Origin of the sequence: Zwartia sp., assembly GCF_049655405.1 — a bacterium.
GTDB lineage: Bacteria > Pseudomonadota > Gammaproteobacteria > Burkholderiales > Burkholderiaceae_B > Zwartia.
Map to the genome: position 1 here is coordinate 36,267 of NZ_JBASJR010000012.1, position 25,220 is coordinate 61,486.

Consider the following 25,220-nt stretch of genomic DNA (forward strand, 5'->3'; position numbering starts at 1 on the left):
ACCGTCGACGTCCTTTTGGTGGATACGTAGCTTGTCATCTCAGCACGTATCCACCGAGCATGTATTGACTAGTTCAGCATACAAAAAGAAGGTAATGAAATATTTAAAAGTAGTATCCGTATGTGGCTTGATTTTGTTTGCCTCCTTCAGTTTTGCTCAATCGCCTGACCCAAAGTCTGTCGCACTCGCAAAAACAGTTCCCATCGCAGACGTGCATTTGCACACATACTCCCGCAATGGGCCCGTAAGTGCGGACATTGTTCAAAGAATGAATGCCAACGGTGTCCGCTGGGGGGGTGGCGTCGGTGACCTGCGTCAAGATATTGCTGAAGCCTTAGGCAACCGACATATTCCTGCAGCAGGTCAACGAGAATTCGCCGAAAGTTTTTTTCGACAAGGACCTTCAACACTCGTTGCGACAGAAAACATCTATTTCCGTGATCTGTTTATGAATGCCCGTGGCATGTTTGCGTCTGGGACCATCAAAGGTTTTGGTGAATTACATACCAACAACGAGTCGAGCGGCCCGCAGCCCTTTCGCCGAAAAATAAAAACTGATAATCCTGCGATGCGAAAGTTTTATGAGATCGCGAACGATTATGGTGGCTTTATACAAATTCATTCTCAGCACAATCCAGAGTTCACCGAAGACCTCCTGCGCCTCTCTGCTGACTTTCCAAACACCATCACGATTCTTTCGCACTGCTTGCCGCTCGCGCAACCAGATGATCTCGTCAACCTCTTTAAGCAGCGCAAAAACATCATGTGTGAAATGTCGGCTTCGGGCGAACTGCATAATCGTTTAGCAAAAATCAATCGACCCGGTCGCGCCTATACAGCAGAGGGACTGCGTCCGAAATGGAAAGCACTGATCGAAGCCTACCCAGATCGCATCATGCTGGGCTCAGACACGTGCTGCGGCTGGGATGCCCATTATGACGAGGCCATCGCTGAAATTCGGACCAATCTGCTGCCCTATCTACGACCAGATGTGATCGAACAAGTCGCATATAAAAATGCTTTAAGGGTTTTTACACTTCAATAGCGTAGCGCCCTATAAACCATTGATATAGAAATACTTGCTAAAGTGTCGTCTACGCATTCAGTCTTAGGATATCAGCATGGCTCAGCACCTCAAGAACAATCCATTAACGCCGACAGAGATCGAAGCCTTTGATGAGTTTTTGTCCGAGTGTCACGGCTCAATCCAAAGCTTCGAAGCGCTTGATGGACTGTTTTGTGCCTTGATTTGTGCGCCCCACTTGGTGCCAATCGATCAATACCTCGCAGTCATCATGGATCAGACGGACACATTCAAGACTGAACAACAGTCCCGTGAGGTGCTGGAATGGATGATGCGTCACGGCAATACCATCGAGGACGAGCTCCGGAGCACCGTCAAGACAGATAATATTTACGTGCCTCCACTCATCATGGACGAAGAAGGCGTGACGCTAGGCAATGAGTGGGCCGCAGGCTTTATGTTGGGCGTGTCTCTGAGCGACGACGGGAGTTGGTCAGACCTCATGGATCATGAAACACTTAGCCAACTACTCGTGCCAATGATGATGCTCGCCCATGAGCATCACCCTGACCCCGAGATACGTTCCCCAGCCATACTCGCCGAAGCCCGTGAGGAGTTGCTCGAATCGATGTTCGAGGGCTTGGCTAATCTGTTCGCATACTTTCAAAAACGCCGTCGTGGAACCGGAATATGACCACTCCCAACGCATTCGCACAATTACCTCCTGGCTGGCTAGGCGTCATAGGCGGCATGGGGCCGCTCGCCACTTCAGACTTTCTGCGCAAACTCACTCTTTCCACAACAGCGCAAACCGACCAGCAACATATTCCTGTTCTTTTATACGGTGACTGCACGACCCCCGACCGAACGGCATCCGTGCTGGGTGAGGGTCCAAGTCCCCTCCCACAACTGCTCGCAGCGGTCGACTTCCTGAACGCGGCGAACGTGCAAGTCATCGCGATGCCTTGCAACAGCGCGCATTGCTGGTACGAGGACTTGGCTAAACGAGCGAACATGCCTTTTCTGCATATCGTGGATGCGAGTGCCCAACAAGTTCTGGCTCGCAACCCGAATGCCACTTCCATCGGTGTACTTTCAACTGAGGGCACTGCACACATGGGCATTTACAGTCAACGTCTGACTGCACTGGGTCTCAAGCCTTTAGTACCGAGTGAGGATGATTTTCGTGTGCTGGTGTCGCCCGGCATCGCTTTTGTTAAGGCTGGCGATCTAGAAGCAGGAGGCGCTCTGTTGAGACAGGCCGCCAATCGGCTGTTCGATAGAGGAGCGGAGTCCGTCATTCTTGGATGCACTGAGATTCCGCTTGGCATGATCCACGAACTGGAAAATGACCCGCTGCGATTTATCGACTCCACCCAGTCTTTGGTGGATGCAACGCTGTTGCATCTGAGGAGCTAAGTAAAAGTATCTACTTTCGAGGCGACACCGCCCCTGATCCCGCCAAGAACGGATAGCGCGCAAAGAGCGAAGACATCATGTTCTGGACCTGCTCATCAGACGCTGTCTGCTGGGCATTGCCTACAAGCGTGGTGCCGACACCTTCCCAGACCATCTGCTTGCGCTTGGCGTCGATCAGGTCCACCTTCATCGTACCCTCGTTGTACTGAATGACATCCGGACCAAACGCATAGCCCGGCCAGCCACCGTAAAAGCCGGCGCCATAGCCATAGCCAAAACCACCACCCCACATCATCGGTGGTGGCCCCACATACTCAGTGCGACTTTGTACATGCGTCTGAAAATTTATCAACAAATCAGGATTTTTTTCATCAAAGGCATACCCCCTTGATTCCATCTGCATGGCTGCAGCGCGCTTGAGTCGTTCGGTTAGCAGTGTTGTGTAACCAGCGCGATCGGTACCGAGCGGCTCCATAAACGCAAACGTTCGATAAGAGGCGAAATCAGCACGTGGATCGTAATCACTCCGCACGATGGGTGCATTGCTGCAAGCCGCTAGTAAACCAAGCAGTGCGAGTGTTGCGATAAGACGGATGGTAGACATGATGGGGACCTCCAAAATTTTGAATACTTCCCTATTTGTGAATATTACTTACGACCGCCTGCAGAGGACTATTAGAAATAGAAATCATACCGACATAGGGATTGCTGAGCGTCACGGCGATGGTGCACATCGGCAGCAATATTGTCAGCGTTGTCACGCCCATCACCAGCGGCAAAACCTGCGGCCTAGGGATATGCACCAACGCCACCACCAACTGAACCAATACAGCCAAAATAATCGAGGCGTACCAACGGAGCGGATGAATATCAAAAGAAACAAACGAAAGTCTGGTTTTACGCGAGTCGTTCACAAGCTGAAAAGCATTCGTCAAGACCTTGGCCTGCGCATTGTTATCTAGCGCATCAATCGCTGCAAAGGTCGCATTTCTGAGTATTTCAAAATGTTTTTTGGTGACAGCGGCAGGTGAACCGTGCGTTGACAACGTGACCCACTCATCATTGATAATTGAGCGCGCATAATCTTTGGCATAGCTTGCTAAGGGCCCTTCTTTTAGACTTGGAACACTTTCTGCGAGCTCAACAATCGTCTCAAGCCCAAGACTTTCGCTACGGACAGATTTGTTGGCCATGCTGTAATTTTCCCAAATCGATGTCGCCATCAAAGCAACCGTCAAAGAAAATAACACCGCTGGCAAACTTAAAAATGGAGGGACAATACCTTCGTACCGTTCAAAAAATGGCCGCGTCTGTTTGCTGATCAATAACCAAGAAATACCAACGGCGATCGCGGTAAAGAAAAACACGATCGAGGCAACCATGATCCACTCATGGTCTTCAGCAAAAGTCTGCAACATTTGTATGAATCCTATATTGTGATCACTACATTCACTTCATTCAGACTAGTGTACGATTTTAACTGTCCCTCCAAGAGGCACCATTGATGCACTGCATTCCCGCTCTTACCTTCGAGTGATTGTTTAGTTTGCAGACAAATGTCTCGGGAAATACTGGCTATGCTGTCACACACATTAAAACTGCACTCGCAATCCCACGTTGACCGTACCCAGTGTTTGCCCACTTCGCGCTTCGCCCGAAATCCCTGCATAAGCAAAGGTATTTTCAGAGAGCTTGGCTGTGCCATACAAACCAGCCTGCATAAAAGCCTGGCCTGCATTGGGAGTGGTGATGCGCGTATTCATCCCCGCAAGTGATGCGTTGAGCGTTGGATTCAACAGACCCGGCGAGTCCACACCGACCCCGACATAAGCACGGTAGGTGTATTTTTCCGTATTTGGATTGTTGGCTTTTGATCCAAGTGCCACACCCAACACACCGCGCACACCATTTCCCGCAAAACTGTTGACATCGAGCGCTGCGGCCGTCGACCCTTCGTTGACGCCAGACTGCATCACCATCTGCCAAGTGACGCGAGCATAAGGCGTGATGCGAAGACTGTCGGTATCAAAAGGACGACTCAAGCCAACGCTGACCATGGCATCATTGCCCATGACTGTTTTACTTCTGAAGCCATTGCTCAAACCAGATCCATCTACACGCGAGAGATCGCTGGAGTTCAAGCCAACGCTGGCCATTGCATCGACCACATACGCATCCAGAGACTTCTTTCCATAGACAAAGACAGAGCCCTGCTGAATCGTACCTGCCCCATAGACAGGGTTTAAGGTTGTGTTGGAGAGCGCAACACCACCACCTAATTTAAAACCATCAGAGACATAAAAATCTGAACCGAACACCAACTGATAAAGGCTACTGTTCCAGCCTCCGGATTGACTATCACTGCTACGTTGACCCTTTTGATAAGCAAGGTCACCCCAGACTTTACCGTTGGAAAGGGTCTTGTATTCGGTGTTTGGCAGACGAAGACCTCTGGTATTGTCCAGCCTGGTTGCGACAGCCTGTTGAACACGTTGTGTCGTCTGCGCGATGACAGCAACGGCGGCTGCGTAAACCTCACCAGCCAAGCTTTGCGCATAGGAGACCAGGCTCGCGGCACTATTGGCAGAAGTCACATATAGCAACTGATCCTGTAAGTCGCTTGAGGTCCCAGCTTGTGCTGCCACAACCATGGCATCCAAAGCCTCACCGACAGACTGCGCGTTTTTGTTGCCCGCACTCGCGGAGATCGTATGTTTATATGAAGTCGGGATGACAGCCAGATCGATACTGTTGCTGCCGTTCATGTTGTAGAAAGGCAAGAACTGCGTCCCTGCACTTAATTCAGCTGGTTGCGTGACCGAGGCAAACTTGCCTGCAATACCACCCTCAGCCGTCACAAATCTAAAGCGATCACCTAGCAGCGGGGTATAAGGCGTAGTGCCGTAACCTGACTCCAGCTCATTAAACAAATTCGACAAAGCAGGAGTTAGTGTCACGCCCGGGCTGATGACGAACTGACCGCTTGTAATGTGGATATACGAATAGAACCCCGTTGTCCCAACGGGTGAAGAAGCAGAGGCCTGAGTCGTTCCCGCAATATCTTGTTGATAGATCGAACCGCTGACCATCGAAATACTGGATGCAGAGGAAATATATCCCGGTGAGTTACCAGGCTTCAATAAACCCGCGACGGTGAGAGCACCCGCAATGCTTCCTGTTCCCATCAACTGAGCCCCTGCCGCGACATACACATCACCCGTGCCAAGTGTGCCCCCCAGCAAGGTCAGCGTCCCTTCACTGACGGTTGTGCCGCCCTCATAGGTGTTGGCACCCGAAACCACTGTTGTACCTGCACCGCTAAAGTTTAATTTGCCGACACCAGACAACACACCGGAAAGCTGTGCGGCGCCCGACGTGGGTGCGACAAGCGTTCCGCCCTCGGTGAGGACAGAGATCGCTTGGCTGGAGCGCTCACCCTTTGCCAGCAATAACGAGCCTCCCGCTAGCACAGGACTAGAGGTTGTACTGAGACTATTCAAGCTAACCGATGAGCCGGTATTAATGCTGGTTGGGGCAGGAGCAGGCGGAGATGGAGGTGGCGGTGGGGGCGTAGGTGTGGGCTCCACACACACACTGCATCCAGTGATCGTGAGATTCCAGATGTTTGTACCCACACCCGTCATTGCCAAAGTAAAGGTGTAACCGCTTGAAGTCCCACTCCATGAAGGCACATTGTTGACGGTGCTGTAAGTGCCACCATTCACGTTGATACCAGAAGTACTGATGTTCGACAGCACTGAAGGCAAAGGGGTGTTGAGAATCGACGAATTAGTCGTGGATAAAGAAGAAATTCCGAAATTTGTTGTACCTGAGATAGCAACAACCGACAATTTGCCGTAGTGAGTATCACTAGAAACAATGATGTTGTAATGAGTGGGTAGATTACCCTTGTAATTTAAAGCGGTACTACTCGCACCCTGCAGGTTATTGAGCGTAGTGATGGCAGTCATGTTATTGATACCATTGCCTGCGCTGCCAGACGATCCACTCCTTCCCGGAGTTGTTGTAGCTGATCCACGGACCCCTCCTGCGCCCCCAGCGCCTCCGAGAATCGAACCCGTATTGGTCAACGTTGTGATGGTGCCTGTGTTGTAGAGACCAGAACCACCCTGCCCACCCGCACCGCCGTTTCCCGATCGACCAGGGCTACCGGTTGCATTGCCGCCTCTTCCACCACTCGCGCCTGCGCCACCTGTGACGAAACTAGAGTTATTTAAAGTACTCAACGTGCCAGAGTTGTTGATACCATTCCCGCCCGCGCCACCCGCACCGCCTGCGCCACCCGTGCCACCGTTGCGAGTCGTCGCCCCTCCTGCTCCCCCACTACCACCTGTGCCACCCGAAACGGCTGGCGAAAAATCACTCGACACACTAAACAAAACTGCTGAACCTGATACCGTGACAGCATTGGACCCAGCGATACCTGATCCACCTGACACTGCTGTTAAAAGTGATCCATTGGTTCCGCTCAATCCATTCGATCCATTCGATCCAATCACTGAACCAGCGGTTTCAACTGATGCTGATCCAGAAGGCAAAGTACAGGATAAAACGAGCGAGGTAATGACTGATGGACAGTCAGCGGCAATTGCTGAAAAGCTAAAAGTAATCAAACACAACAAAAATATGTGAAGCGCTGACTTTAAACACCGGTTAAATTTTTTAATAGTATGTGTCGTGTCAATAAAGTGAAATTTGCTGCTATTCATCTGTTCTGTGTGAAGCCTTCCAAATTGGATAGAAAGTATCCAATTTGGGCTACCCCATTTTACTCTTTGAGTACTTTAGAAAAAGCGCGTGCATATCAAATCAAGGGGTAAATTCCCGAATGAATGATTAATGTGAGGCTTTGTGAGAATGACCGGAGAAAGGACTGCGTCCAGTGCGGTTAGAACGGCGTATTTTTGCCGTGTTTGATCAGTACTACTATTTGATGAACAGTGCTCATCCCCCGTTAATGGGGTAGAGCCGGGATAGAGCCAATTTGGGATAGAGCCAATTGTTCGAACGACTTGGAATCAGTTCGAAATAGTTTTGGCGGCAGAGGGGGAGTCACACTGACATAATAATTACTTTTAAATCATATACATAAATTAATATAAAAATCAAAATACCGTCATAAATACCGTCTTGGATATACTGCTGAATAATAATTTGCAATAGTCTTGCCTAATGAGATGTGTCAGATTAAAGCGGTAGAGATTAGTACATTGAAGAAGGTATTTATTTTGGCTTTGCTGAGCTAACAGCCATTTCAAATATTTCTGGGAGTAAATGCTGTTGGTGTGTTTGGAAACCGCCAGGCAACCACCTTAGCAAAGATACTAGTGGCCCTTTATTCTCAGGAGAAATCAAGAATGAGTAGTGCAAGAATGGATTCAACCACGTAGGCTCAAAAAACTGTTGGTTAAAGGTGCTTTCCCTTGCCCAGGCTTTGGCATGACTTTTTTCTGGCGCCAACTCTAATAGACTCTTAATGCACTGAAGAGTGAAATACGGCATTGCTCTTGCTAACTCCCTAACTGATGCAACTAAAGGAAGGTTATTTAATTCTGCATCAAAGGCTAACAAAGAGCCATCTTCAAGCCAGTTGACACAGAACCCTTTATCCATCAACTCGGGTGAAGATGCCCTATGAGCAATGGCATTACGAAGGCAATCTTTTGTGATTGAATCAGAAATAATTGTCCTACTAAATATAGGAATCACCTCTTCAATCAACTCCAGAATTGATTTATGTGGTGACCTATCCTCGTGACTTTTAAGTAGCTCAGCCACTCCTTTGAAGTAGCGTACACCACCAAGTTGGCATTGAAAGTTGACTAACTGTGCAATACGCTCAAGTGTTCCTGTTGCTTTTAAAAGTAATGTTTCAACTTCGATTTCCAATCTTTGAGAAGAAATGCCTATCAAAGCCGGCGGATGATGCATAGGTTCCGAGTGTCCTTCCTGTTTGACTATAATCTTTGGAAATAAAGGGCACGGACTCGGTGAAAGAAGATTATTCTGTAGGTAATTAAGTTGATCCACAATGGACTCAACCGCTAACAAAACCCCGTCAAGATGGTGAAGAGCTCCAAGGTAATGCTGGATCCAATAGTGGTTTTCTTGATCAACTGCATCTGCAAGTAAAGCTTTTGTCAGATTTAATCGAGCCAATATTGCATTTTCAGGCATATAGCCACTAATTCCATGCGCCATATCCTGTCTGTAAGCAGTGTAGGCCACGCCGTCTTTATTGTAGTTAGCCATCATCACTACTCCAGATCTGCTTAATCAAACGCTAAAGATTCATAGATTTTTCCTAATCTATTAAACCCTATTGGGCATCGTAGCAATCATGTTCGGTGTCCAGAGATGAAAATCTTCTTTCAAAAGTGTTTCAATTAGACGCTATAAAAACATAGCAAGTACTTATGACTCACATTACCTAATCAGATGTACTAGAGCTAGTATTTTCAAGAGAGCCTTGCAGACTCAGCGGCAATATGTCCAGCCAGTGAGGTCACAAATGTTTTGAGTCCAGTCATAGATGACAGATCTGCGTATTCCCCGCTGTCAACTGCGCTACGTGGCGTCGATAATACGGTCGCGGTTGTGTAAAGCTGTTCTTTCATTAGCTTTTGGCAAAGCAAATCATATCGTCTGAGGTAAGACGCTCCTTGAAACTCTGGAAATATCGAGAAATGCGGGGATCTATCTCGCACTGGTGAGTTCGACTCAGGAGCATCTTCGACCATCATCAACCAGCCTACAAAAGGCCTGGGTTGCTCCCCAAACGCGCCTTCCCGATACGCTGTCCAGAGGTCTAACGCAGTGCCAAGCGCCTCTTCCGTGCGATTATTAAAATTATTGCCAAAGGAGGGGCCAACTTGGCTCTTGAGTTCGATGGCGGCAATTAGTTGGCCCTTATGAAGAATCAATAAATCCCAAAGTTTCGTGGGACGGAAGAATCCAGGCAGGCTCAGTGTTGCTTTGCTTTGATGGATGTCAGCATGCGCAAGCCCATTCGCTTTGATAACATCTAGTATTAGATCTAGGAATGCGTCCATATTCTTTCCGGCCGTTACTCCAGATCTTTCACCTTGATCTGCGTTGCCAGCGGCAGCCTGTCTATCAATTGCAGCTTTCCTCGCACCCCAAAACGACTTTACGGCAACTTGAGCTTTTTGTTCATAATTGACAAGATCCAGTGTCATTCAATCTCCATTACCCCCAAGGGCAGCTTGTTCTTCGTTGTTTAAATTGTAAAGTTTGAATGTTGCTATATTGCAAGCGTTTATGTTGCGATTAACCGCGGCATTTGATAGTTCTGATCTTAACGATATTGGTACTTCCGACCATTTAGGCATTCTGATTCTGCGTAGATATTGGGCTTGGAATCGCAGAAAACCGCCGCGCATTTTGGTAGAGTAAGTAGCAACAAAAAGACGTGTTACTGATGAAAGTAGGACGGCCTGCAAAGCGCGCAAGTCCCACTCTGTCGATGTTACATAATATAGATTGTGGTGAGGATATAGCTTACCTTCTTCGTATACCACGTGGGCTTCGCCTTTTATGTCTGGAAGCAGAAGTTTAGGCTTTAAAGCTAAGGATGGAGTAATACGATCAATAGTTCGGTACCAATTCTCAGGTGATTTTTGTGCACAATGACGCTTTGAGATTATTTCTCTTCTAGTCTCTAAGTAATCACGCAATTTGGGATAAGTATTAAGATCTACGAGCCCACCAATGTCCGCATATGGATTTATGACTCCAAGGCCTGTCCAGACAACTTCCCCTGAAACTATATCTTTCGTTGTGACCAGCGGAACTTTGCGGTCAGCCTCAACATTCAACTCGTCAAATTTTCCGATGAATGCCTGGTCGGAACCAGTGGCAACACCAATGCCGATTTTGCATCCAACGTCCTCAATGTTCGGAAAAGTTTGTTCTAGACGACGAATTAATTTCATTTGATCGACAGATTCTAGTAACCACGGTTCTGAACCTTTTACAACGCCAGCAACGTCACGCACCAATAAACTGTCGGTTTCAACTGCTTTATTAGTTAAAGCAACGGAGAGGCGCTTTAGTTCGCCATTTTCTATCGCTGGCCGGTGAGCGATTCTAGTCATTGCTGACTTTTCACGTGTAAATATCGTTATCGCCGGGTAAGCAATTACATTTGTGTTGAAGGCGGGTGTGTCCGTCATGTCAACGTAAATCTGAAGATGAAACTTATCTGCGACCAATTTGCGGAGAGGTCCGCCGTACTTGTTTTTCATCCAGCGATCAGCACAAATGAAACCGAGCTTTCCTTGGGGCTTAAGCACTGTCAAGGATTTTTCTATAAATGGAATGTATAGATCAGCACGGTCGTAAAGCGTCGAGTAGCGCCTACGATATTCATTCAAAAGTGCTTCAGGTATCAGTTCTTGGCGAACATATGGTGGATTACCAACAACAAAGTCAAAATCACCAACCAAGGAAGTGAGCAAGTAGTCACCTTGAACAAGCCATTTGTTAGCTAGCCCCAATGCAATTTCAGATGCTATACCAGCATTAGTTAGCAACATAACAACTGCTGTGTGCGTTGTTTTGTATGTTTCTTTATGTAGCTCAACTGCCAAAATCGCGTTGCCCAGCTCTTCCAGCGGGTTACTGTTGGATTTAGTCATACTCCACGCGTTGAGGAGCCTAGCGATTATCGGTAGTATGAAATCTCCCGCACCGAATGATGGTTCCAGAACTCGCTTCTTATGCAGGGGCTGATCCTCTGTGTAACCCGCGATGTCAAGGATAAAGTTGACTACTTCAACACGCGTGAATATCGCTCCCAACTCTCGTACGCCCCCTTGGGCAAGCATAGCTGTGTCGTCCTTAATGGCATCAGAATAATGAAAATCAAGCAAAGGCATATGTGTAAGTCAATTAAATTCAGTTAAGACTGCTTGATCATAGTAGCGTGAGTTTGTGCGATCTATTAGTTAAGTTACTACCAATGGATTGATTGAAATTATTAGGCAGTAAAAGGGAGTAAACCGATCGTGAATCGATTGCAATTGCTCTAGAAATTTTGCACAGAAGAAACAGAAGCTCGACAACACCAAAAATTTTTTGATTAAGAACTAAAAGTCTGGGATTAACTAGCAAGTGAAAGGCTTCATCAAACCGGGGGATGTCCATGCTCTAATTTATACGCTATTTCTCACGCAATTAGCTGCAGAAAGTCCAGATTAGGGCAGGTCAAGATGACATTTAGTTAGTTTTAGGATGTGCAAATCAGGTTAACTTAGCATTGAAAATGAATGATGCCAGCGCTTAACTTTAGCCAAAATATTCAGAAACTAGCTGCAAACAACCCCCGAGGAAGATGAAAAAAACACCCCATGCCGCTCTTCTAGAAGCAATTTTTAGCATATTTGGGATGATCTCCTTGTTTGGGTCCTTGCCTATGTAGCGGCCCGCCATACCACTAGTCGATGCACGATCTAGTGCAATCAAGTCGGCACTACGCAATACAACACCAGCAGCAATCCAACACGCCCCAAGAAAATTTAGAAGAATTGAATTAACTGTAAGTAACCGCTTTATATTTACTTGACCGGTATTTGTAAATTCGAGCCAGCCTGAAACAGTAACAGCAATCGCTAAAGCACCTAGAAGAAAACTAAATATGATTAATGGATGTGTTTTAACTTTTTGTAATAACAATTGGATGTCCTTGCTAATACCAAGATAGTTGTTCATTGCGATGGATCGAGCGATTCAACTAGCAGTCGATTTTACCCCTTGAATATTCCAGCATATTTTATCTGTGATTCGAAGATACTAGGACCTGGCCCACAGTAATGCCTCGTGGTGGCTGAACATGCTGATGCCGGGGAAGCACTCTTGCTGATTAATGGGTCGATTGCTACATGCTCTAATCCAAAAAAGTGAAAATATTTATTTTTTAACGATTAAACACCGGCATTTTTTAAGTCATTGATCAGCATGCTGAGAGATCCCGAAAGGGTCTCACAGAGATCATTCCATTCATTTATATCGTTGAGATGAACTCCCGTTCGAGCAAGAAATAAGTTGATTAATAGTTCTGGTTGCTTTTCTGGACTTTGTTCAATAACTATATTTGTGTATTCAAGTGGACCGTCAGATAGCACGAGTGCAAGCTTAGCAGCGTAGCTAGTAGCATCTATTTTCCCCTGTGTAATTTTCTCTAGATTTACAGCGTACGCCATCAAAACTGTTGTCGTAAGCTTTGCAATGATCCTGAGAGGTTTGCGTCTGCGTAGACTGACAAACGCGTTGACTACTGACACAGCGAATATCAGCAGCTCCATTTGAAGAGAAATTGCATCTAAGTCTTTTACGTTAAGGATGGGCCGTAAAGATTTATAGATACGACTTCCGAACGCGAGTGTTGCGTTTGCAAGTTCCCTATCGTTAACACGATTAAATAAGGAAATTAAATAATTGAACATGTAGGGCTCACAATCATTGTGATCTCTTTTAAAAGTGGCGGTTCTTTTCAATCATCCTCAGGTGCGGTTTGCTGCTCAAAGTGCTCTCTAAGAGTGGGCCAGCAGACGGCACCGTCGAATACTCTTAAAGCGTTCTCTGCAGCGGTAATGTAATTTTCTTGAATATATGCCTCAGTGCTTAGACAGAGGAAAGGGAAGCTTCCTAAGTCGTGATCATGCCAATGAATTTCGATTTTGCACCCAGTTAGCATTTCTCCGCACGCAAACTTTACGTAGTCTTTTGCTAGGTTTAAAGCAAAAAGAATCCAGGTTTCGTCCTCTGGCATTGATCCCGTGCTAACACTCCCCAAATTTTCACATCTCATTTCTTTACTTCCGGGTAAAGATCGAAGCAAAAGCCGATTGCCCATTTTGTCTTGGCATGTATGGCGCACTCCTCTGCGCTGCTGTAGCCAAAAAGTTTAGGGTAAATGTATGGGCTTACAAAAAAACCAATAAAAAATGCAATCAAAATACTGAGCCAGTATTTGCGGTTACTTAGAAAAATCTTTAAATCCTTTGCTGTACTCATATGTCCTCCATCTTTGATCGTTTTTATTTTTTTATAAGTATTAATACCTAGTGTTGAAGATACGCACACAGACATTCATAATTTTTATCGACAATCAAAAAAGTAAGTGGACTCTGCAACGTTTGCTCTAACTGTCTGATTCAATCTGGCAGATTTGCTGAATTTCTTGCATTCAGCATCTGCCATGACTTGTGCTTCCCCAGCATAGTCATTGTGTGCCTTGATCACCACATTATTCATCGAGGAGTTCAGCAGACTTGGGGCACATCCTGATAACAAGACACAACCGATGATGATGATTAATCGATTTTTCATATTTTTATATGGGTCACTTTTAATGAGATGAGGTTAGGAGTTGTTAGGAGCCTTAGCTCGATAACAATATGCTTAAGCATAATGAGATTTAAAAGCAGTAGAGTTATATACTGTAGAGTGATTGGGTACACTGCGTCAAGCTTGACGCATGATGAGTGTTAAAAAATCAAGTAACTTCCTTCGACAGCGTATCGCTTTGAACATTAAGCGATTACGATCTGAAAAGGGCTTAAGCCAAGAAAAACTTGCTGAAATAGCAGATTTTCATAGGACCTACATCTCCCAACTGGAACGTTGCGTCACAAATATCAGTGTTGATGGGTTAGAGCGTGTTGCCCATGCTTTGGAGGTTGATGTTTTGGAATTGTTCCGACCAACATAAATTCATAGGCTTTAGGTGTGTTGACCCAGATTTGATCTGACAGATGCTGACTGATTTATCGAATAGAAAACGACTCTGATTAGCTTCTCAGAGCAAAGCCCCAAGGCCTTCATCCGATAAGTAAGGAATCAACGTTATGACACGGATCCTTTCGCAAGCTATAGCGTTGATAGAAACGAATGCGCTCACGGCACTTATGCAATGAGCGAGATGTGCACAGGAGCAGAGGTGTGTACAGAATCCGCAGTAGAAATTAAAATTGAAGAATCGCGACACAGAAATGAATCGCTAAGTGCTGCCAATTCATCATCTCAGTCTCCGCGGCTAAGTGGTTCGGCTTAATTGAGGCGTTAGTTATAAATAATCATGGACCTTGTTGACACACTGCAAAAGAAGATCAATGTACTGGAGGCCGGCGAGCACGTCCCTGGATTAGAGGCAGTGCTACTGCATATTGAAACTGCCTTTCGACACCTATCACGCGGACAAGAGTCCGACGACGATACAGCCTTCACTGACGCCATCTATCGAACAAACCAAGCGTTTGAAGGTAGTGTCAAAGAAGCCTATCGAGTTCTAGCGGGTCAAGATCCTGCGAAGAAGCGCCCTTTTGAGATTGAGAACTATCTAGAGCAAAACAACATCTTCCGAAATAGGGTGTTGAGCCAGCTAACAATTTACCGCAAGGAGTGGCGGAATCCTTCGGCGCACGATTACAAATTGGTCTTTGACGAAAGCGAAGCCTTTTTAGCCATCATTTCTGTATCTGCTTTCGCTTGCCTCCTCCTCGATCAAATCGCTGAACGACTCGCCTTCACAAGGTCACAAACAGAAGCCGAAGCACAAAAAGCAACCCTTGAGTCGAGCCTTGCGCAAACATTAAACGCCGACCTACTGGTTAGATCTACAGAACTATTAAACCAGTTCTGTGCAATTCACTTGCCTTCGGTCTCGTCTTCAGGAAAGGTAACTGAGCCACAACTTATCGGCGCACTTCATGGCTTTCTGTCATCGGCCGCACCCGAGCTGAACGTTCAGACCGAAGTTCGCCTGAATGTAGAGAAAACATTCCGGGCGGATTTGCTTGTGTCGCGAGGGACAGAGAAGGTCATTATTGAGATCAAACGAAGACTGACCAAGCAAAGCTATGCGAGTGCTGTCTCGCAAGTAGAACATTATTTGCTTATCGGGGGCATCAAGGATGGCATCTTATTGTTCTTGCCTGATGCTCCGTGCGAGATGGAAAGAATTGACACCGTTATTTCAGGCACGGACAAGAGGCTTGTCGTTCTGTCGCCTCTAGGGTCTAACCCACCGCTCAACCGTACGACTTCCGCCCTCCAGCCGCCGGTCATCTCCAACGCTTAACTTCCGAATGTCCATGCACCAACGGCTGCTTGTGGCCGAAAGCGGGGGATGCGAGCCTCAATACAACCCCTCTGACTGTGTATGTCAGATCAGAGCTGAATTAATACACCTTCAGGTTTGTCAGTTTTTTATATAGAAGGCCTTTGCACTGACAATCCAGTATCGCCATCGCGCGCGCGCACTTGTTCACAAAACCTTTAATAAAATTTCAACAAACTAAGTTAGGTGACGAATAGTCATTTTTAAGTCGACCTGTACATATTGAGTTTTTTCTATCTGATAACTTTCTTTGCCTTGTAGTGTGTGTCGGCCTGCATGAGTTGGCGAATTTTCCTGTTGATCTTCTCTTCTGGTGCATAAAATTGAGGCCGTAACCTTGAACTACCAAGCAATATTCGCTCAAGAGTCCGGCCCAGACATTCTCCTTGTTGTCTTAAGTTTTGAAGTTTCAGGACTAGATCACTTGAAATATATGCACTAACTCGTTTAAAACCTGCTTGGTAAAGTCGTTGCCGGTATCTGGTCAATCGCTCATTCTTATTTTTGCGTGGGTTCATATCACACCTATTTTTTAATTAAAGACGAAGAGGGTTGTTGAATTGCCCATCTGTATCTACTGGCTCGATTGCCCGCGCCTTTTTCTACTAAATTAATAACACCATCCGCAACTAAAGCTGAAAGTAGTTTGGCGGCATCAGTGAAGTGAATACCTAGGAGCTCACCTGCTTTGCGAGCACCGATAAAAAAGGGCTCTGCGCCTTGATGTGTAGCTAGTCGCTGGCAAATTCTTGCGATTTCAATGCCGTGATTTCCGTATCCAAGTGTTTGGATTCCTTCAGGTATGGGATCCTGACTTACTCCCGCAAGCACATCGGTCAAGGTCTTGCCTAATGGAAAACGTACTTTTTCCCAGCCACGAATGAAGTCAGCCCAAGTTATACCGAAGTCTTTTGTCCCAATAACCGGTAGTGACAGACGATGCCACTCTAGGACATAGGCGCGTACATCTTTGATTTCTGCATTAATGATAGTTCCCTGAAGGTGCCGTGCTAATTCGAAAAGTTTTTTATTTCGCTGGCCAATACTGTCGGGAATAGTGCTACAAGGAATAACTACAGAAGAATACGGAGGATGACTTATGTCATCTTCTGTAATCCTCCGTACTCCTCTGTGCTCCTCTGTAGGTGCAAGACTATTCGATACAGAAGTAAAACCCGGAAGTTCGTATATGGGGCCTTCGCGCAACACATGGCCGGTCACAGTCAAGTAACGCCCCCTAGAGTAAAGCTCTACCTTGATGCCATCCAAAATACCTTTACGGCGGATTTCAGGTTTGGAATATCCGAAGCTACGTAGTCCCCTTCCTGATGGAGAGATCTCAATGTAGCGGCATCCAATTCGATCAAGTATGGCAATGGCTTTGGGGTCAGGGTTGTCATGATCTACACAGTCATCGAGATCAACCCCCACTAGGCCATCGTTATTTAGAACAAATCCAACACCTTTACGCCCCCCATCTTCATAGGCGGACCTTGCGTTATCAAATGTTCCCCATGTCTGAGGATCTGTCACGCTTGCGAGGCTGTTAGGTAACCTGGGATCGAATGGTATTTTGTTTTTACCCCACGACACCCACCGATGATGTTCTTTTAAAGCGGTGGGGATAGATTCAAATCTAGGTATCAGCATGATGAACCTCCTAGCGATTTGGAGCTTTTCAAGCCAACACTCCAAGTACCGTTTTGATCTAGGCTAGCCCAATGCCTCACGCAGAACATACACGTCGAGGTAGTCCATTTCCCCGTTTCCACGCCGAAAGTGCACCTCTTCGAGTACTGGTTACAGACTAAAACTGCAACAACCTGTACCAAGCCTCTCAGCAGTTGCGTTACACATCGAGAAATATCCCTATGAACGATTACAGAAAAATCATGCCAAACTTCTATTGAACCGATAGCGACAGATACGGCCTGCTTGCAACTTTCGACTTTATGGCTTGTATTTGTACTTAGTTCGATGCTCATTTGTCATCTCCGCTATTAACGGTTTGCCAACCTTGCGGGTCCGACATCCATTTGCGAATATCAGACAGCCGCCACCGAGTACACCGTGAGGACAACCTGATCGGCTCAGGGAATTTACCGTCTTTTACAAGTTTCCAAGGCCAAGAGCGAGATGCGCCTATTAAATGCGCGACATCCTTATCTGTGATGAGCCTATCTTCGGGTTGTGTAGTCTGGTGTGCCATGTCATACCCTCATGTCGTTAGTAAGAGACATGATTCTGTATGCCCGGACATTGCAGCTCCCCGGGAAATTGCAAACTATTTACTTGGATTGTCTGAGAGCACCTTAAAGATAGTGCGATGGCCATATCCTGCCTCGACCTTTTTATCACCATCACCAGAGTGCTTTTGCTCGATCATCTTAGCTACTGCATTGTTGGTGAGCTTTGAATTTTTACGCCTTATTTCGTGCGCTTCAGCGAGAATATTTTGAATCCGAAATTGTTTCTGATCGCTCTTATGACGAGACTGGTTTCCTTTTACACTAGACGCTCTAATTTTTTTCCCAGTAGATATGTTTTCCGCATGTAGCTCCAGACTAGCGAATACAAACCAACTGTTTGCAGTAACACTAAGCGTTTGAGACTTAATAGTCGCTACCTGCAAAGAGGGATCCAAGCCATACGGTTCGGCACAAAGGGAGTCAGCAGCCCTTTTGGTAAAGTGCAAAGATACCGCAGCAACTAATTCCCATTTTTCGGCGCTTAGTTCAGCCAACCTTGGATCATTTACAGTCTGGTTTACTAACCGCCATAAACCCGTCGCATGAAGTTCCCAATTAAATTCAGGTGGCGGGAGTTTGATCTCGGTGAAATCATCTTGATCAGCGTTGATTTCTATAAACCCGGTCATTGTTTCAAGCATTGTTTCGACATCCGAGACTGTACGGTTCGACAATAACTTGCAAACGCCAAAACGTGTCATATCCAACCCAAGCAACCTTCCATGTGGAGGAATGAACCCCACCCATTGCTTTAAGGCGTTAAAACGATGCCATCCACCTGTTTGGGTCATCATGCGCTTCGCAGCTCCACCACATTATTCGAACGCAAGACATCTAGATGATCAGCCCAGGCTTGCATCATCTTGGCACGCTGAGTCAGGTAAAGAGCATGGTTATATGCTGCAGAAACATCGTCTCTCTCCTGGTGAGCCAGTTGCAACTCAATTTGTTCGTGAGGTTGCCCCTGCTCATGCAAGATGGTGGAGGCTACACCTCGGAATCCGTGGCCAGTCATCCGCCCCCGATAACCCATGCGATACAACGCATAGAGAATAGTGTTATTGCTCATATGTGTCGGCTTGCCTGTATCAGCAGGAAAAACAAATTCCCGTCCATAGGACAAGGATTGCAGCTTAGTCAGCACTGCAATAGCCTGTTTGCTCAAGGGCACGATATGTGGGGTCCGCATTTTCATCCGTTCTGCAGGGATATTCCACCGCGATGCATCCAAGTCAAACTCTGCCCACTTAGCACCAATCAACTCGCTTGTACGAACAAAAGTCAGCACCATCAACTGCAAAGCTAGGCGTGTGTGTTCACCGCCAACATAGGCATCTATGTCTCGCAATAGCTCAGGAAGGTCTTTGACATCAACACGTGAGAAATTACGCTTCTTGCGCGCTGGCAATATATCGGATGGCTTTATATCAGCGACCGGATTTCGCTCGGCTAACTCATGCGCAACGGCGTACCGCATGACCTGACTACATTTCTGTAGCTGACGCTTGGCAATATCCAATGCTCCTCGAGCCTCGATCACTTTAATGCAATCACGAATCTGGGTCACCGTCAGAGCATTGACAGGTATGTCACCAAGGGCGGGCAAGATGTCTAGCTCAAGCCTGCGCCAGACTTCTGATGCATGCTTTTCCGTCTTGCCTACCTTCCAGTGCGCGAACCATTTCGTAGAAACGGTATTAAATGTCGTGGAATCAGCATGCTTTTCGATCTTACGCACCGCCATGGGATCGCGCCCTTCGGTCAACCCTCGCTTGACCATCATGTGGACCTCGCGGGCGGCCGACAGTGTTAGGACTGGGTAGACGCCATATGAAATGGTCTTACGCTTCGAATAAAACCGATAGTCATATCGCCAATACTTACCTGCCCGATTCACAAGTAAATACAACCCAGTGCCGTCAACCAGCTTATAGGGCTTCTCTTGGGCTTTTGCCTGCCGGATAGTCACATCAGTCAGCTTCATGACGGTAGTTATCTTTAGTGAGGGGTTGATACCGTCTAAAGTACCGTTCAAATACCGTCTATGTCAATCGACAGTCGTATATGGTTAAAGACATGAAAAAACCCGCAGAACCATTTGGCATGCGGGTTTATATATGGCAGTCTGTTGCTGTAGACAATTTACTGGCGGACAGAGGGGGATTCGAACCCCCGATACGCTTTGAACGTATACACGCTTTCCAGGCGTGCGCCTTCAACCGCTCGGCCACCTGTCCGTTTTCACTACAGCCCGCTATTCTAGCATTAACGGGGCAAAGACAGCATCCGCTGAACATAACGGGCAATTGTGTCGACTTCGAGGTTGACCCGTTGACCGACTGTGAGGTGCTGCAAGGTCGTGACAGCAATCGTATGTGGAATCAGATTAATACTGAATTGTGTTCCACCCGCCAAATCCTCGACGCGGTTGACTGTCAAACTGACACCATTGACCGTAATTGATCCCTTATAAGCCAAAAAAGGCGCCAAGGATGCGGGCGCCTGCACAATCAGCTCCCAAGACTCACCAACCGGCTCAAACTTAACCACTTCACCCAAACCGTCCACGTGACCCGAGACAATATGACCGCCGATTTGGTCGCCAACACGTAAGGACTTTTCAAGATTGACCGCACCCTGCGCATCCAATCCCATGGTCAGGCGCAAACTTTCACGCGACACATCCACAGCGAAACCGTCGACATGCTTAGACACCACCGTCATGCAGGCGCCTTGAATCGCGATTGAATCACCTAAACCGACATCACTTAGATCTAAACCACCTGCATGAATAGAAAGATGCACACCCGCATCGGCCTGACCGCCTGCAAGAGGTTCAATTTTTTCAATGCGACCCACGGCCGCGACGATCCCAGTAAACATTAGAGTGCCTGTCCTGTGCTGTATTCAGTCAAATGGATTTTTTGCATCAGCTCGCGCCAGTGCTCTGGCAGTCGCGCGCGCAAACGCACATCCGCACCGAGCTGCTTGAGATCAGTAAATTCAAAACGCTGCACGCCCTCGAGCTTGGTCAGAGTCGGCAATTGGGCCATCCCCATCCCCTCACCCAGCAACATCGGCGCCAGATAAATCAACAATTCATCGACACAATCCGCACTCAAAAGTGCACCATTCAAGCCAGAGCCCGCCTCAATGTGCACCTCGTTCGCATCGTGCTCGCCCAGCCATTTCATCATGGCGCGCATATCCACACGTCGACGCACGCGACCGCTTGCGGGTGCATCGTCTTCGGGCACGTACACCACCTGCACGCCTCGATCCGTCAGGCGCGCAAATTTCTCGGCGTTTTGATCACCGGTAAAAACGATCGCCCCCTCACCCTTCAAAATGGCCGCATCTTCATTGATTTCAAAACCTGGATCAATCACAGCGCGGCGCGGCTGGCGCATCGTCGCCACATGTCGCACGTTCATTTGCGGATCGTCCGCGCGGACAGTACCGATACCGGTCATCACCACACAACTTCGTGCCCGCCAATGATGGCCATCTGCACGCGCCTCAGCACCTGTGATCCATTGCGACACGCCATTGGAGAGTGCGGTACGACCATCCAGCGAAGCCGCCATTTTCATCCAGACGTATGGCACACCACGCGTCATGCGAGAAACAAAGCCTGGATTGATGGCCAGCGCGAGATCCGCACAAATCCCAACATTGACCTCAATCCCTGCACCGCGCAGCAGGTGCATACCGCGACCGGCCACATGCGGATTGGGATCAAAATGCGCAAATACAACACGCTCAGGTTTGGCAGAAATCAGCGCATCCACGCAGGGAGGCGTGCGTCCATGATGACTGCAGGGTTCGAGCGTGATGTACACCGTGGCGCCCTCGGCGGTTAAGCCGCGCGCGCGCATGTCCTGCAAGGCCATCACCTCTGCGTGATGGGAGCCAACAGCCTGCGTCGCACCGCGACCAATCACCTGCGCGTCACGCACAATGACGCAACCTACGCGTGGATTAGGCGATGGTACGTACAGCGCCTCCTCTGCGAGTGCGAGCGCCTGACGCATAAAAAACACATCTTGATCGGGATTGCGCACATCGAGAGAATGGGAAGGTTTCATATTCAAATTTTGCGCTGTGCGGGCGGACCCTGCATCTCGCGTATGGCTTCGACAAACTCACCGATGTCTTCGAAACTTTTGTAAACGGAAGCAAAGCGCACGTAGGCGACCTTGTCGAGCTTTTTCAATTCATTCATCACCAGTTCACCCAAGAACTCGGTCGAGACCTCACGTTGCCCACTGGTCAGCAGGCGCTCTTCGATTCGCGCGACCACGGCATCGACTTCTTCAGTGCTCACAGGACGCTTACGCAAGGCAAGTGACAAGCTCGCACGAAGTTTGCTGGCTTCATATTCGTTACGGCTGCCATTGCGTTTGACGATCGTCGGCATCTCGAGCTCGGCGCGCTCGTAGGTTGTAAAACGACGATCACAAGAAGGACAACGCCTGCGACGACGAATGAAGTCCCCTTCATCCGCGCCACGCGAGTCTACGACTTGTGTATCAGCATGCCCGCAAAAGGGACACTTCATGAGGCCGCCTTGATCAAAACACTCAGGGCAACGCGCTGCGCTGCCCGTTGATTAACGGTAGACCGGAAAAGAAGCAGTCAGTGCATTGACACGCTCGCGCACCGACTTGATATTGGCGGGGTCACGTGGGTTGTCAAACACATCAGCAATCAGATTACCTGTGAGTTGCGCTTCGGTTTCCTTGAAGCCGCGTGTAGTCATCGCAGGTGTACCCAAACGGATACCGCTTGTCACAAATGGCTTTTCAGGATCATTCGGGATCGCATTTTTATTGACCGTGATGTGCGCTTCGCCCAACACAGCTTCGGCTTCTTTGCCAGTAATGCCCTTGGCGCGTAAGTCCACCAGCATGACATGACTTTCTGTGCGACCAGAGACGATACGCAAACCGCGCTTGACCAAGGTCTCGGCTAATACTTGCGCGTTTTTGACCACTTGCGCGGCATAGGCTTTGAACTCGGGCGTTGCGGCTTCGCGGAAGGCCACAGCCTTGGCTGCGATCACGTGCATCAACGGACCACCTTGAATGCCTGGGAAAATCGCGGAGTTGATCGCCTTTTCGTATTCGGCTTTCATCATGATGACGCCGCCACGGGGACCGCGCAAAGACTTGTGCGTGGTGGAAGTGACGAAATCAGCATGAGGGACTGGATTGGGATACGCACCGCCCGCCACCAAACCTGAATAGTGCGCCACGTCTACTAACAACAATGCGCCATTGTCTTTAGCAATGCGTGCCAGACGCTCAAAGTCCATGCGCAACGAGTAAGCCGAGGCACCCGCCACGATCAACTTAGGCTTTTGCGTCTTGGCTAACTCTTCGACCTTGTCGTAGTCCAACACTTCATCAGCGTCCAAACCATACTGGTGGAAGTTGTATAGCTTGCCCGAGGCATTGACCGAAGCACCGTGCGTCAAGTGTCCCCCTTCAGCCAGACTCATGCCCAGCACAGAGTCACCTGGCTTTAACACAGCTAAATAAACAGCTTGGTTAGCCTGCGAGCCAGAGTTAGGCTGCACGTTCGCAGCCTCAGCGCCGAACAAGGACTTGAGGCGATCGATGGCGAGCTGCTCAACAATATCCACATACTCACACCCACCGTAATAGCGCTTACCTGGATAGCCTTCGGCGTACTTATTCGTCATCTGAGTGCCCTGCGCCTGCATCACGGCAGGGCTGGCGTAGTTTTCAGAAGCGATCAGCTCAATGTGCTGTTCTTGCCGTGTGTCTTCTTTCTGAATGGCGGACCAAACTTCAGGGTCAACACGGTCTAGAGTGAGTTTGCGATCAAACATAGGAATCCTGGCGAAATTAAAAGCAAAATTTGAATACTGCTAGTGTACTGCGCCTTGGTTATCTTAAAGACTCAAGGCGCTTAGGGATAGCTTAAGCCACCGTTACCCGGGCAAACTTACGCTTTCCAACCTGAATAACGTAGGTGCCCGCGCTGATCTGCAAGCCTTTGTCCTCGACCCGATCGCCATCCACCCGCACACCACCTTGTTCGACGTTGCGCTGGGCTTCCGCACCTGAGGCCACTAGCCCAGCCTCTCTCAGCAGCTTTAAAATGCCCACAGGCGCACCGGCAACCGTCACCTCAGGCATATTTTCCGGCACTGCACCATCACGGAAGCGTGCCTCAAACGCTGCCAGCGCAGCGTCTGCGGCAGACTGCGAATGAAAACGCGCCACAATTTCCTGGCCAAGCATGACTTTTGCGTCACGGGGGTTACGACCCGCCTCGGTCTCGGCGCGCAGAGCAGCAACCTCTTCGATGCTGCGAAACGACAGCAAATCAAAGTATTTCCACATCATTGTGTCCGAAATCGACATGATTTTGCCAAAAATGGACTCTGGCGCCTCACCAATTCCAATGTAATTGTTCTTGGACTTTGACATCTTTTCGACGCCATCCGTGCCCTCAAGCAAAGGCATCGTCAAAATGCATTGCGGTTCTTGGCCGTATTCTTTTTGTAGCTCTCGACCGACCAACAGATTGAATTTTTGGTCAGTACCGCCCAGTTCAAGGTCTGATTTCAAGGCGACTGAGTCGTAGCCCTGCATAAGTGGGTACAGAAACTCATGCACCGAAATCGGCACCCCTGACTTAAAGCGCTTGGTAAAGTCATCGCGCTCCATCATGCGCGCCACCGTATAACGCGAGGCCAACTGAATCATTCCTCGGGCGCCCAGAGGGTCACACCACTCTGAGTTGTATCGAATCTCGGTTCGGGCAGGATCCAGCACCAGGCTCGCTTGGGCGTAATAAGTCCGGGCGTTTTCCTCAATCTGCTCACGGGTCAACGGAGGACGCGTTGAGTTGCGACCAGACGGGTCGCCAATCATGGAGGTAAAGTCTCCAATCAGAAAAATGACGGTGTGCCCGAGGTTTTGCAACTGGCGCATTTTATTGAGTACGACCGTGTGCCCAAGATGGATATCAGGTGCCGTAGGATCCAAGCCCAGCTTGACTCTCAGAGGAATACCTGTCGCCTGACTGCGGGCCATTTTCTGGGCAAATTCGGTCTTGACCAGCAGCTCATCGCAGCCTCGCTCGACTATGCGTAAGTTAGCTTCAACTTCTGGGGTAATCGCGTATTTAGACGTCAACATAAAAGAAGTAAGCCAATTTGATCGGTGAAAGTGACAAAAAAGCTGTTTGATCGCTCGAAATCGGCTAACATACTTTTTTACAAGACTGACATCATACGCAAACTAATCTTGCTCTGCCACGCAAAATCCGGCATGAGTGTGGTGTTTAAGCATCGTTTTACACGAAAGCTTAATGCGAACTGATGTTGCGA

Annotated in this window: 24 protein-coding genes and 1 tRNA gene; 6 read left to right on the plus strand and 19 right to left on the minus strand. The window is 48.1% G+C overall.

Features of this window, described 5'->3' with window-relative positions; translation table 11 throughout:
* The first annotated feature begins 94 nt into the window (after positions 1 to 94).
* The 3 genes from WBJ47_RS10685 to WBJ47_RS10695 all read left to right on the plus strand — a co-directional run bounded on the left by WBJ47_RS10685 (position 95) and on the right by WBJ47_RS10695 (position 2,443).
* Positions 95 to 1,045: an amidohydrolase family protein gene (locus WBJ47_RS10685; RefSeq protein ID WP_422243059.1), complete on the plus strand. Its 951-nt coding sequence runs from the start codon at positions 95 to 97 to the stop codon at positions 1,043 to 1,045.
* Between the two features lie 76 nt (positions 1,046 to 1,121).
* On the plus strand, positions 1,122 to 1,718 hold the full coding sequence (locus tag WBJ47_RS10690; protein ID WP_422243060.1) for a YecA family protein: 597 nt from the start codon (positions 1,122 to 1,124) through the stop codon (positions 1,716 to 1,718).
* Positions 1,715 to 2,443: an aspartate/glutamate racemase family protein gene (locus WBJ47_RS10695; protein WP_422243061.1), complete on the plus strand. Its 729-nt coding sequence runs from the start codon at positions 1,715 to 1,717 to the stop codon at positions 2,441 to 2,443. The genes WBJ47_RS10690 and WBJ47_RS10695 overlap by 4 nt, the downstream gene beginning before the upstream one ends.
* A 10-nt stretch (positions 2,444 to 2,453) precedes the next feature.
* Here WBJ47_RS10695 and WBJ47_RS10700 read toward each other — a convergent pair whose 3' ends face one another.
* From WBJ47_RS10700 to WBJ47_RS10710, 3 genes are all read right to left on the minus strand, one after another.
* Complete coding sequence (locus WBJ47_RS10700; RefSeq protein ID WP_422243062.1) at positions 2,454 to 3,047, minus strand: DUF4136 domain-containing protein; 594 nt, start codon at positions 3,045 to 3,047, stop codon at positions 2,454 to 2,456.
* A 31-nt stretch (positions 3,048 to 3,078) separates the two neighbouring features.
* The gene (locus WBJ47_RS10705; protein ID WP_422243063.1) at positions 3,079 to 3,861 is read right to left on the minus strand and encodes a hypothetical protein; all 783 of its coding nucleotides are present in this window, start codon (positions 3,859 to 3,861) and stop codon (positions 3,079 to 3,081) included.
* A gap of 174 nt (positions 3,862 to 4,035) precedes the next feature.
* On the minus strand, positions 4,036 to 6,834 hold the full coding sequence (locus tag WBJ47_RS10710) for an autotransporter outer membrane beta-barrel domain-containing protein (RefSeq protein WP_422243064.1): 2,799 nt from the start codon (positions 6,832 to 6,834) through the stop codon (positions 4,036 to 4,038).
* Positions 6,835 to 6,862: 28 nt separating this feature from the next.
* Between WBJ47_RS10710 and WBJ47_RS10715 the strand changes: the two genes are divergently transcribed.
* Positions 6,863 to 7,096, plus strand: a complete 234-nt coding sequence (locus WBJ47_RS10715; RefSeq protein WP_422243065.1) for a hypothetical protein — start codon at positions 6,863 to 6,865, stop codon at positions 7,094 to 7,096.
* A 591-nt stretch (positions 7,097 to 7,687) separates the two neighbouring features.
* Here WBJ47_RS10715 and WBJ47_RS10720 read toward each other — a convergent pair.
* The 6 genes from WBJ47_RS10720 to WBJ47_RS10745 form a co-directional block, all read right to left on the minus strand.
* Positions 7,688 to 8,719, minus strand: a complete 1,032-nt coding sequence (locus WBJ47_RS10720; protein WP_422243066.1) for a hypothetical protein — start codon at positions 8,717 to 8,719, stop codon at positions 7,688 to 7,690.
* 203 nt (positions 8,720 to 8,922) lie between these two features.
* Positions 8,923 to 9,663 (minus strand): PaeR7I family type II restriction endonuclease, encoded by a 741-nt coding sequence (locus WBJ47_RS10725; protein ID WP_422243067.1) that lies wholly within the window; start codon positions 9,661 to 9,663, stop codon positions 8,923 to 8,925.
* Complete coding sequence (locus WBJ47_RS10730) at positions 9,664 to 11,364, minus strand: Eco57I restriction-modification methylase domain-containing protein (protein WP_424585360.1); 1,701 nt, start codon at positions 11,362 to 11,364, stop codon at positions 9,664 to 9,666.
* 409 nt (positions 11,365 to 11,773) lie between these two features.
* Positions 11,774 to 12,196, minus strand: a complete 423-nt coding sequence (locus WBJ47_RS10735; RefSeq protein WP_422243456.1) for a hypothetical protein — start codon at positions 12,194 to 12,196, stop codon at positions 11,774 to 11,776.
* A gap of 212 nt (positions 12,197 to 12,408) precedes the next feature.
* On the minus strand, positions 12,409 to 12,981 hold the full coding sequence (locus tag WBJ47_RS10740) for a hypothetical protein (protein WP_422243455.1): 573 nt from the start codon (positions 12,979 to 12,981) through the stop codon (positions 12,409 to 12,411).
* A 310-nt stretch (positions 12,982 to 13,291) separates the two neighbouring features.
* Entirely contained in the window at positions 13,292 to 13,501 is a 210-nt protein-coding gene (locus WBJ47_RS10745; RefSeq protein WP_422243454.1) for a hypothetical protein, read from the minus strand.
* 463 nt (positions 13,502 to 13,964) lie between these two features.
* Here WBJ47_RS10745 and WBJ47_RS10750 point away from each other — a divergent pair, with 463 nt between their 5' ends.
* Both WBJ47_RS10750 and WBJ47_RS10755 read left to right on the plus strand, forming a co-directional pair.
* Complete coding sequence (locus WBJ47_RS10750) at positions 13,965 to 14,198, plus strand: helix-turn-helix domain-containing protein (RefSeq protein ID WP_422243453.1); 234 nt, start codon at positions 13,965 to 13,967, stop codon at positions 14,196 to 14,198.
* A 366-nt stretch (positions 14,199 to 14,564) separates the two neighbouring features.
* Complete coding sequence (locus WBJ47_RS10755) at positions 14,565 to 15,566, plus strand: hypothetical protein (RefSeq protein WP_422243452.1); 1,002 nt, start codon at positions 14,565 to 14,567, stop codon at positions 15,564 to 15,566.
* Positions 15,567 to 16,130: 564 nt separating this feature from the next.
* On the opposite strand, the gene WBJ47_RS10760 is transcribed toward WBJ47_RS10755, so the two are convergent.
* The 10 genes from WBJ47_RS10760 to tyrS form a co-directional block, all read right to left on the minus strand.
* Positions 16,131 to 17,255 carry a hypothetical protein gene (locus tag WBJ47_RS10760; protein WP_422243451.1) on the minus strand — a complete coding sequence of 375 codons (1,125 nt, stop codon included), beginning with the start codon at positions 17,253 to 17,255 and terminating at the stop codon, positions 16,131 to 16,133.
* A gap of 331 nt (positions 17,256 to 17,586) precedes the next feature.
* The gene (locus WBJ47_RS10765; RefSeq protein ID WP_422243450.1) at positions 17,587 to 17,814 is read right to left on the minus strand and encodes a helix-turn-helix transcriptional regulator; all 228 of its coding nucleotides are present in this window, start codon (positions 17,812 to 17,814) and stop codon (positions 17,587 to 17,589) included.
* Between the two features lie 75 nt (positions 17,815 to 17,889).
* Complete coding sequence (locus WBJ47_RS10770) at positions 17,890 to 18,648, minus strand: hypothetical protein (RefSeq protein WP_422243449.1); 759 nt, start codon at positions 18,646 to 18,648, stop codon at positions 17,890 to 17,892.
* Positions 18,645 to 19,838, minus strand: a complete 1,194-nt coding sequence (locus tag WBJ47_RS10775) for a tyrosine-type recombinase/integrase (protein WP_422243448.1) — start codon at positions 19,836 to 19,838, stop codon at positions 18,645 to 18,647. The genes WBJ47_RS10770 and WBJ47_RS10775 overlap by 4 nt, the downstream gene beginning before the upstream one ends.
* 162 nt (positions 19,839 to 20,000) lie before the next feature.
* Positions 20,001 to 20,091: transfer RNA gene (locus tag WBJ47_RS10780), tRNA-Ser, on the minus strand.
* 28 nt (positions 20,092 to 20,119) lie between these two features.
* Positions 20,120 to 20,737: a riboflavin synthase gene (locus tag WBJ47_RS10785; RefSeq protein ID WP_422243447.1), complete on the minus strand. Its 618-nt coding sequence runs from the start codon at positions 20,735 to 20,737 to the stop codon at positions 20,120 to 20,122.
* Positions 20,737 to 21,942, minus strand: a complete 1,206-nt coding sequence (ribD, locus tag WBJ47_RS10790; RefSeq protein ID WP_422243446.1) for a bifunctional diaminohydroxyphosphoribosylaminopyrimidine deaminase/5-amino-6-(5-phosphoribosylamino)uracil reductase RibD — start codon at positions 21,940 to 21,942, stop codon at positions 20,737 to 20,739. Before ribD ends, WBJ47_RS10785 begins: the two co-directional genes overlap by 1 nt.
* A gap of 2 nt (positions 21,943 to 21,944) precedes the next feature.
* Entirely contained in the window at positions 21,945 to 22,415 is a 471-nt protein-coding gene (nrdR, locus tag WBJ47_RS10795; RefSeq protein WP_422243445.1) for a transcriptional regulator NrdR, read from the minus strand.
* A gap of 51 nt (positions 22,416 to 22,466) precedes the next feature.
* A complete protein-coding gene (gene glyA / locus WBJ47_RS10800; protein WP_424585361.1) occupies positions 22,467 to 23,711 on the minus strand; it encodes a serine hydroxymethyltransferase in 1,245 nt (414 codons plus the stop codon).
* Between the two features lie 91 nt (positions 23,712 to 23,802).
* Complete coding sequence (gene tyrS / locus WBJ47_RS10805; protein ID WP_422243444.1) at positions 23,803 to 25,029, minus strand: tyrosine--tRNA ligase; 1,227 nt, start codon at positions 25,027 to 25,029, stop codon at positions 23,803 to 23,805.
* Positions 25,030 to 25,220 lie beyond the last annotated feature (191 nt).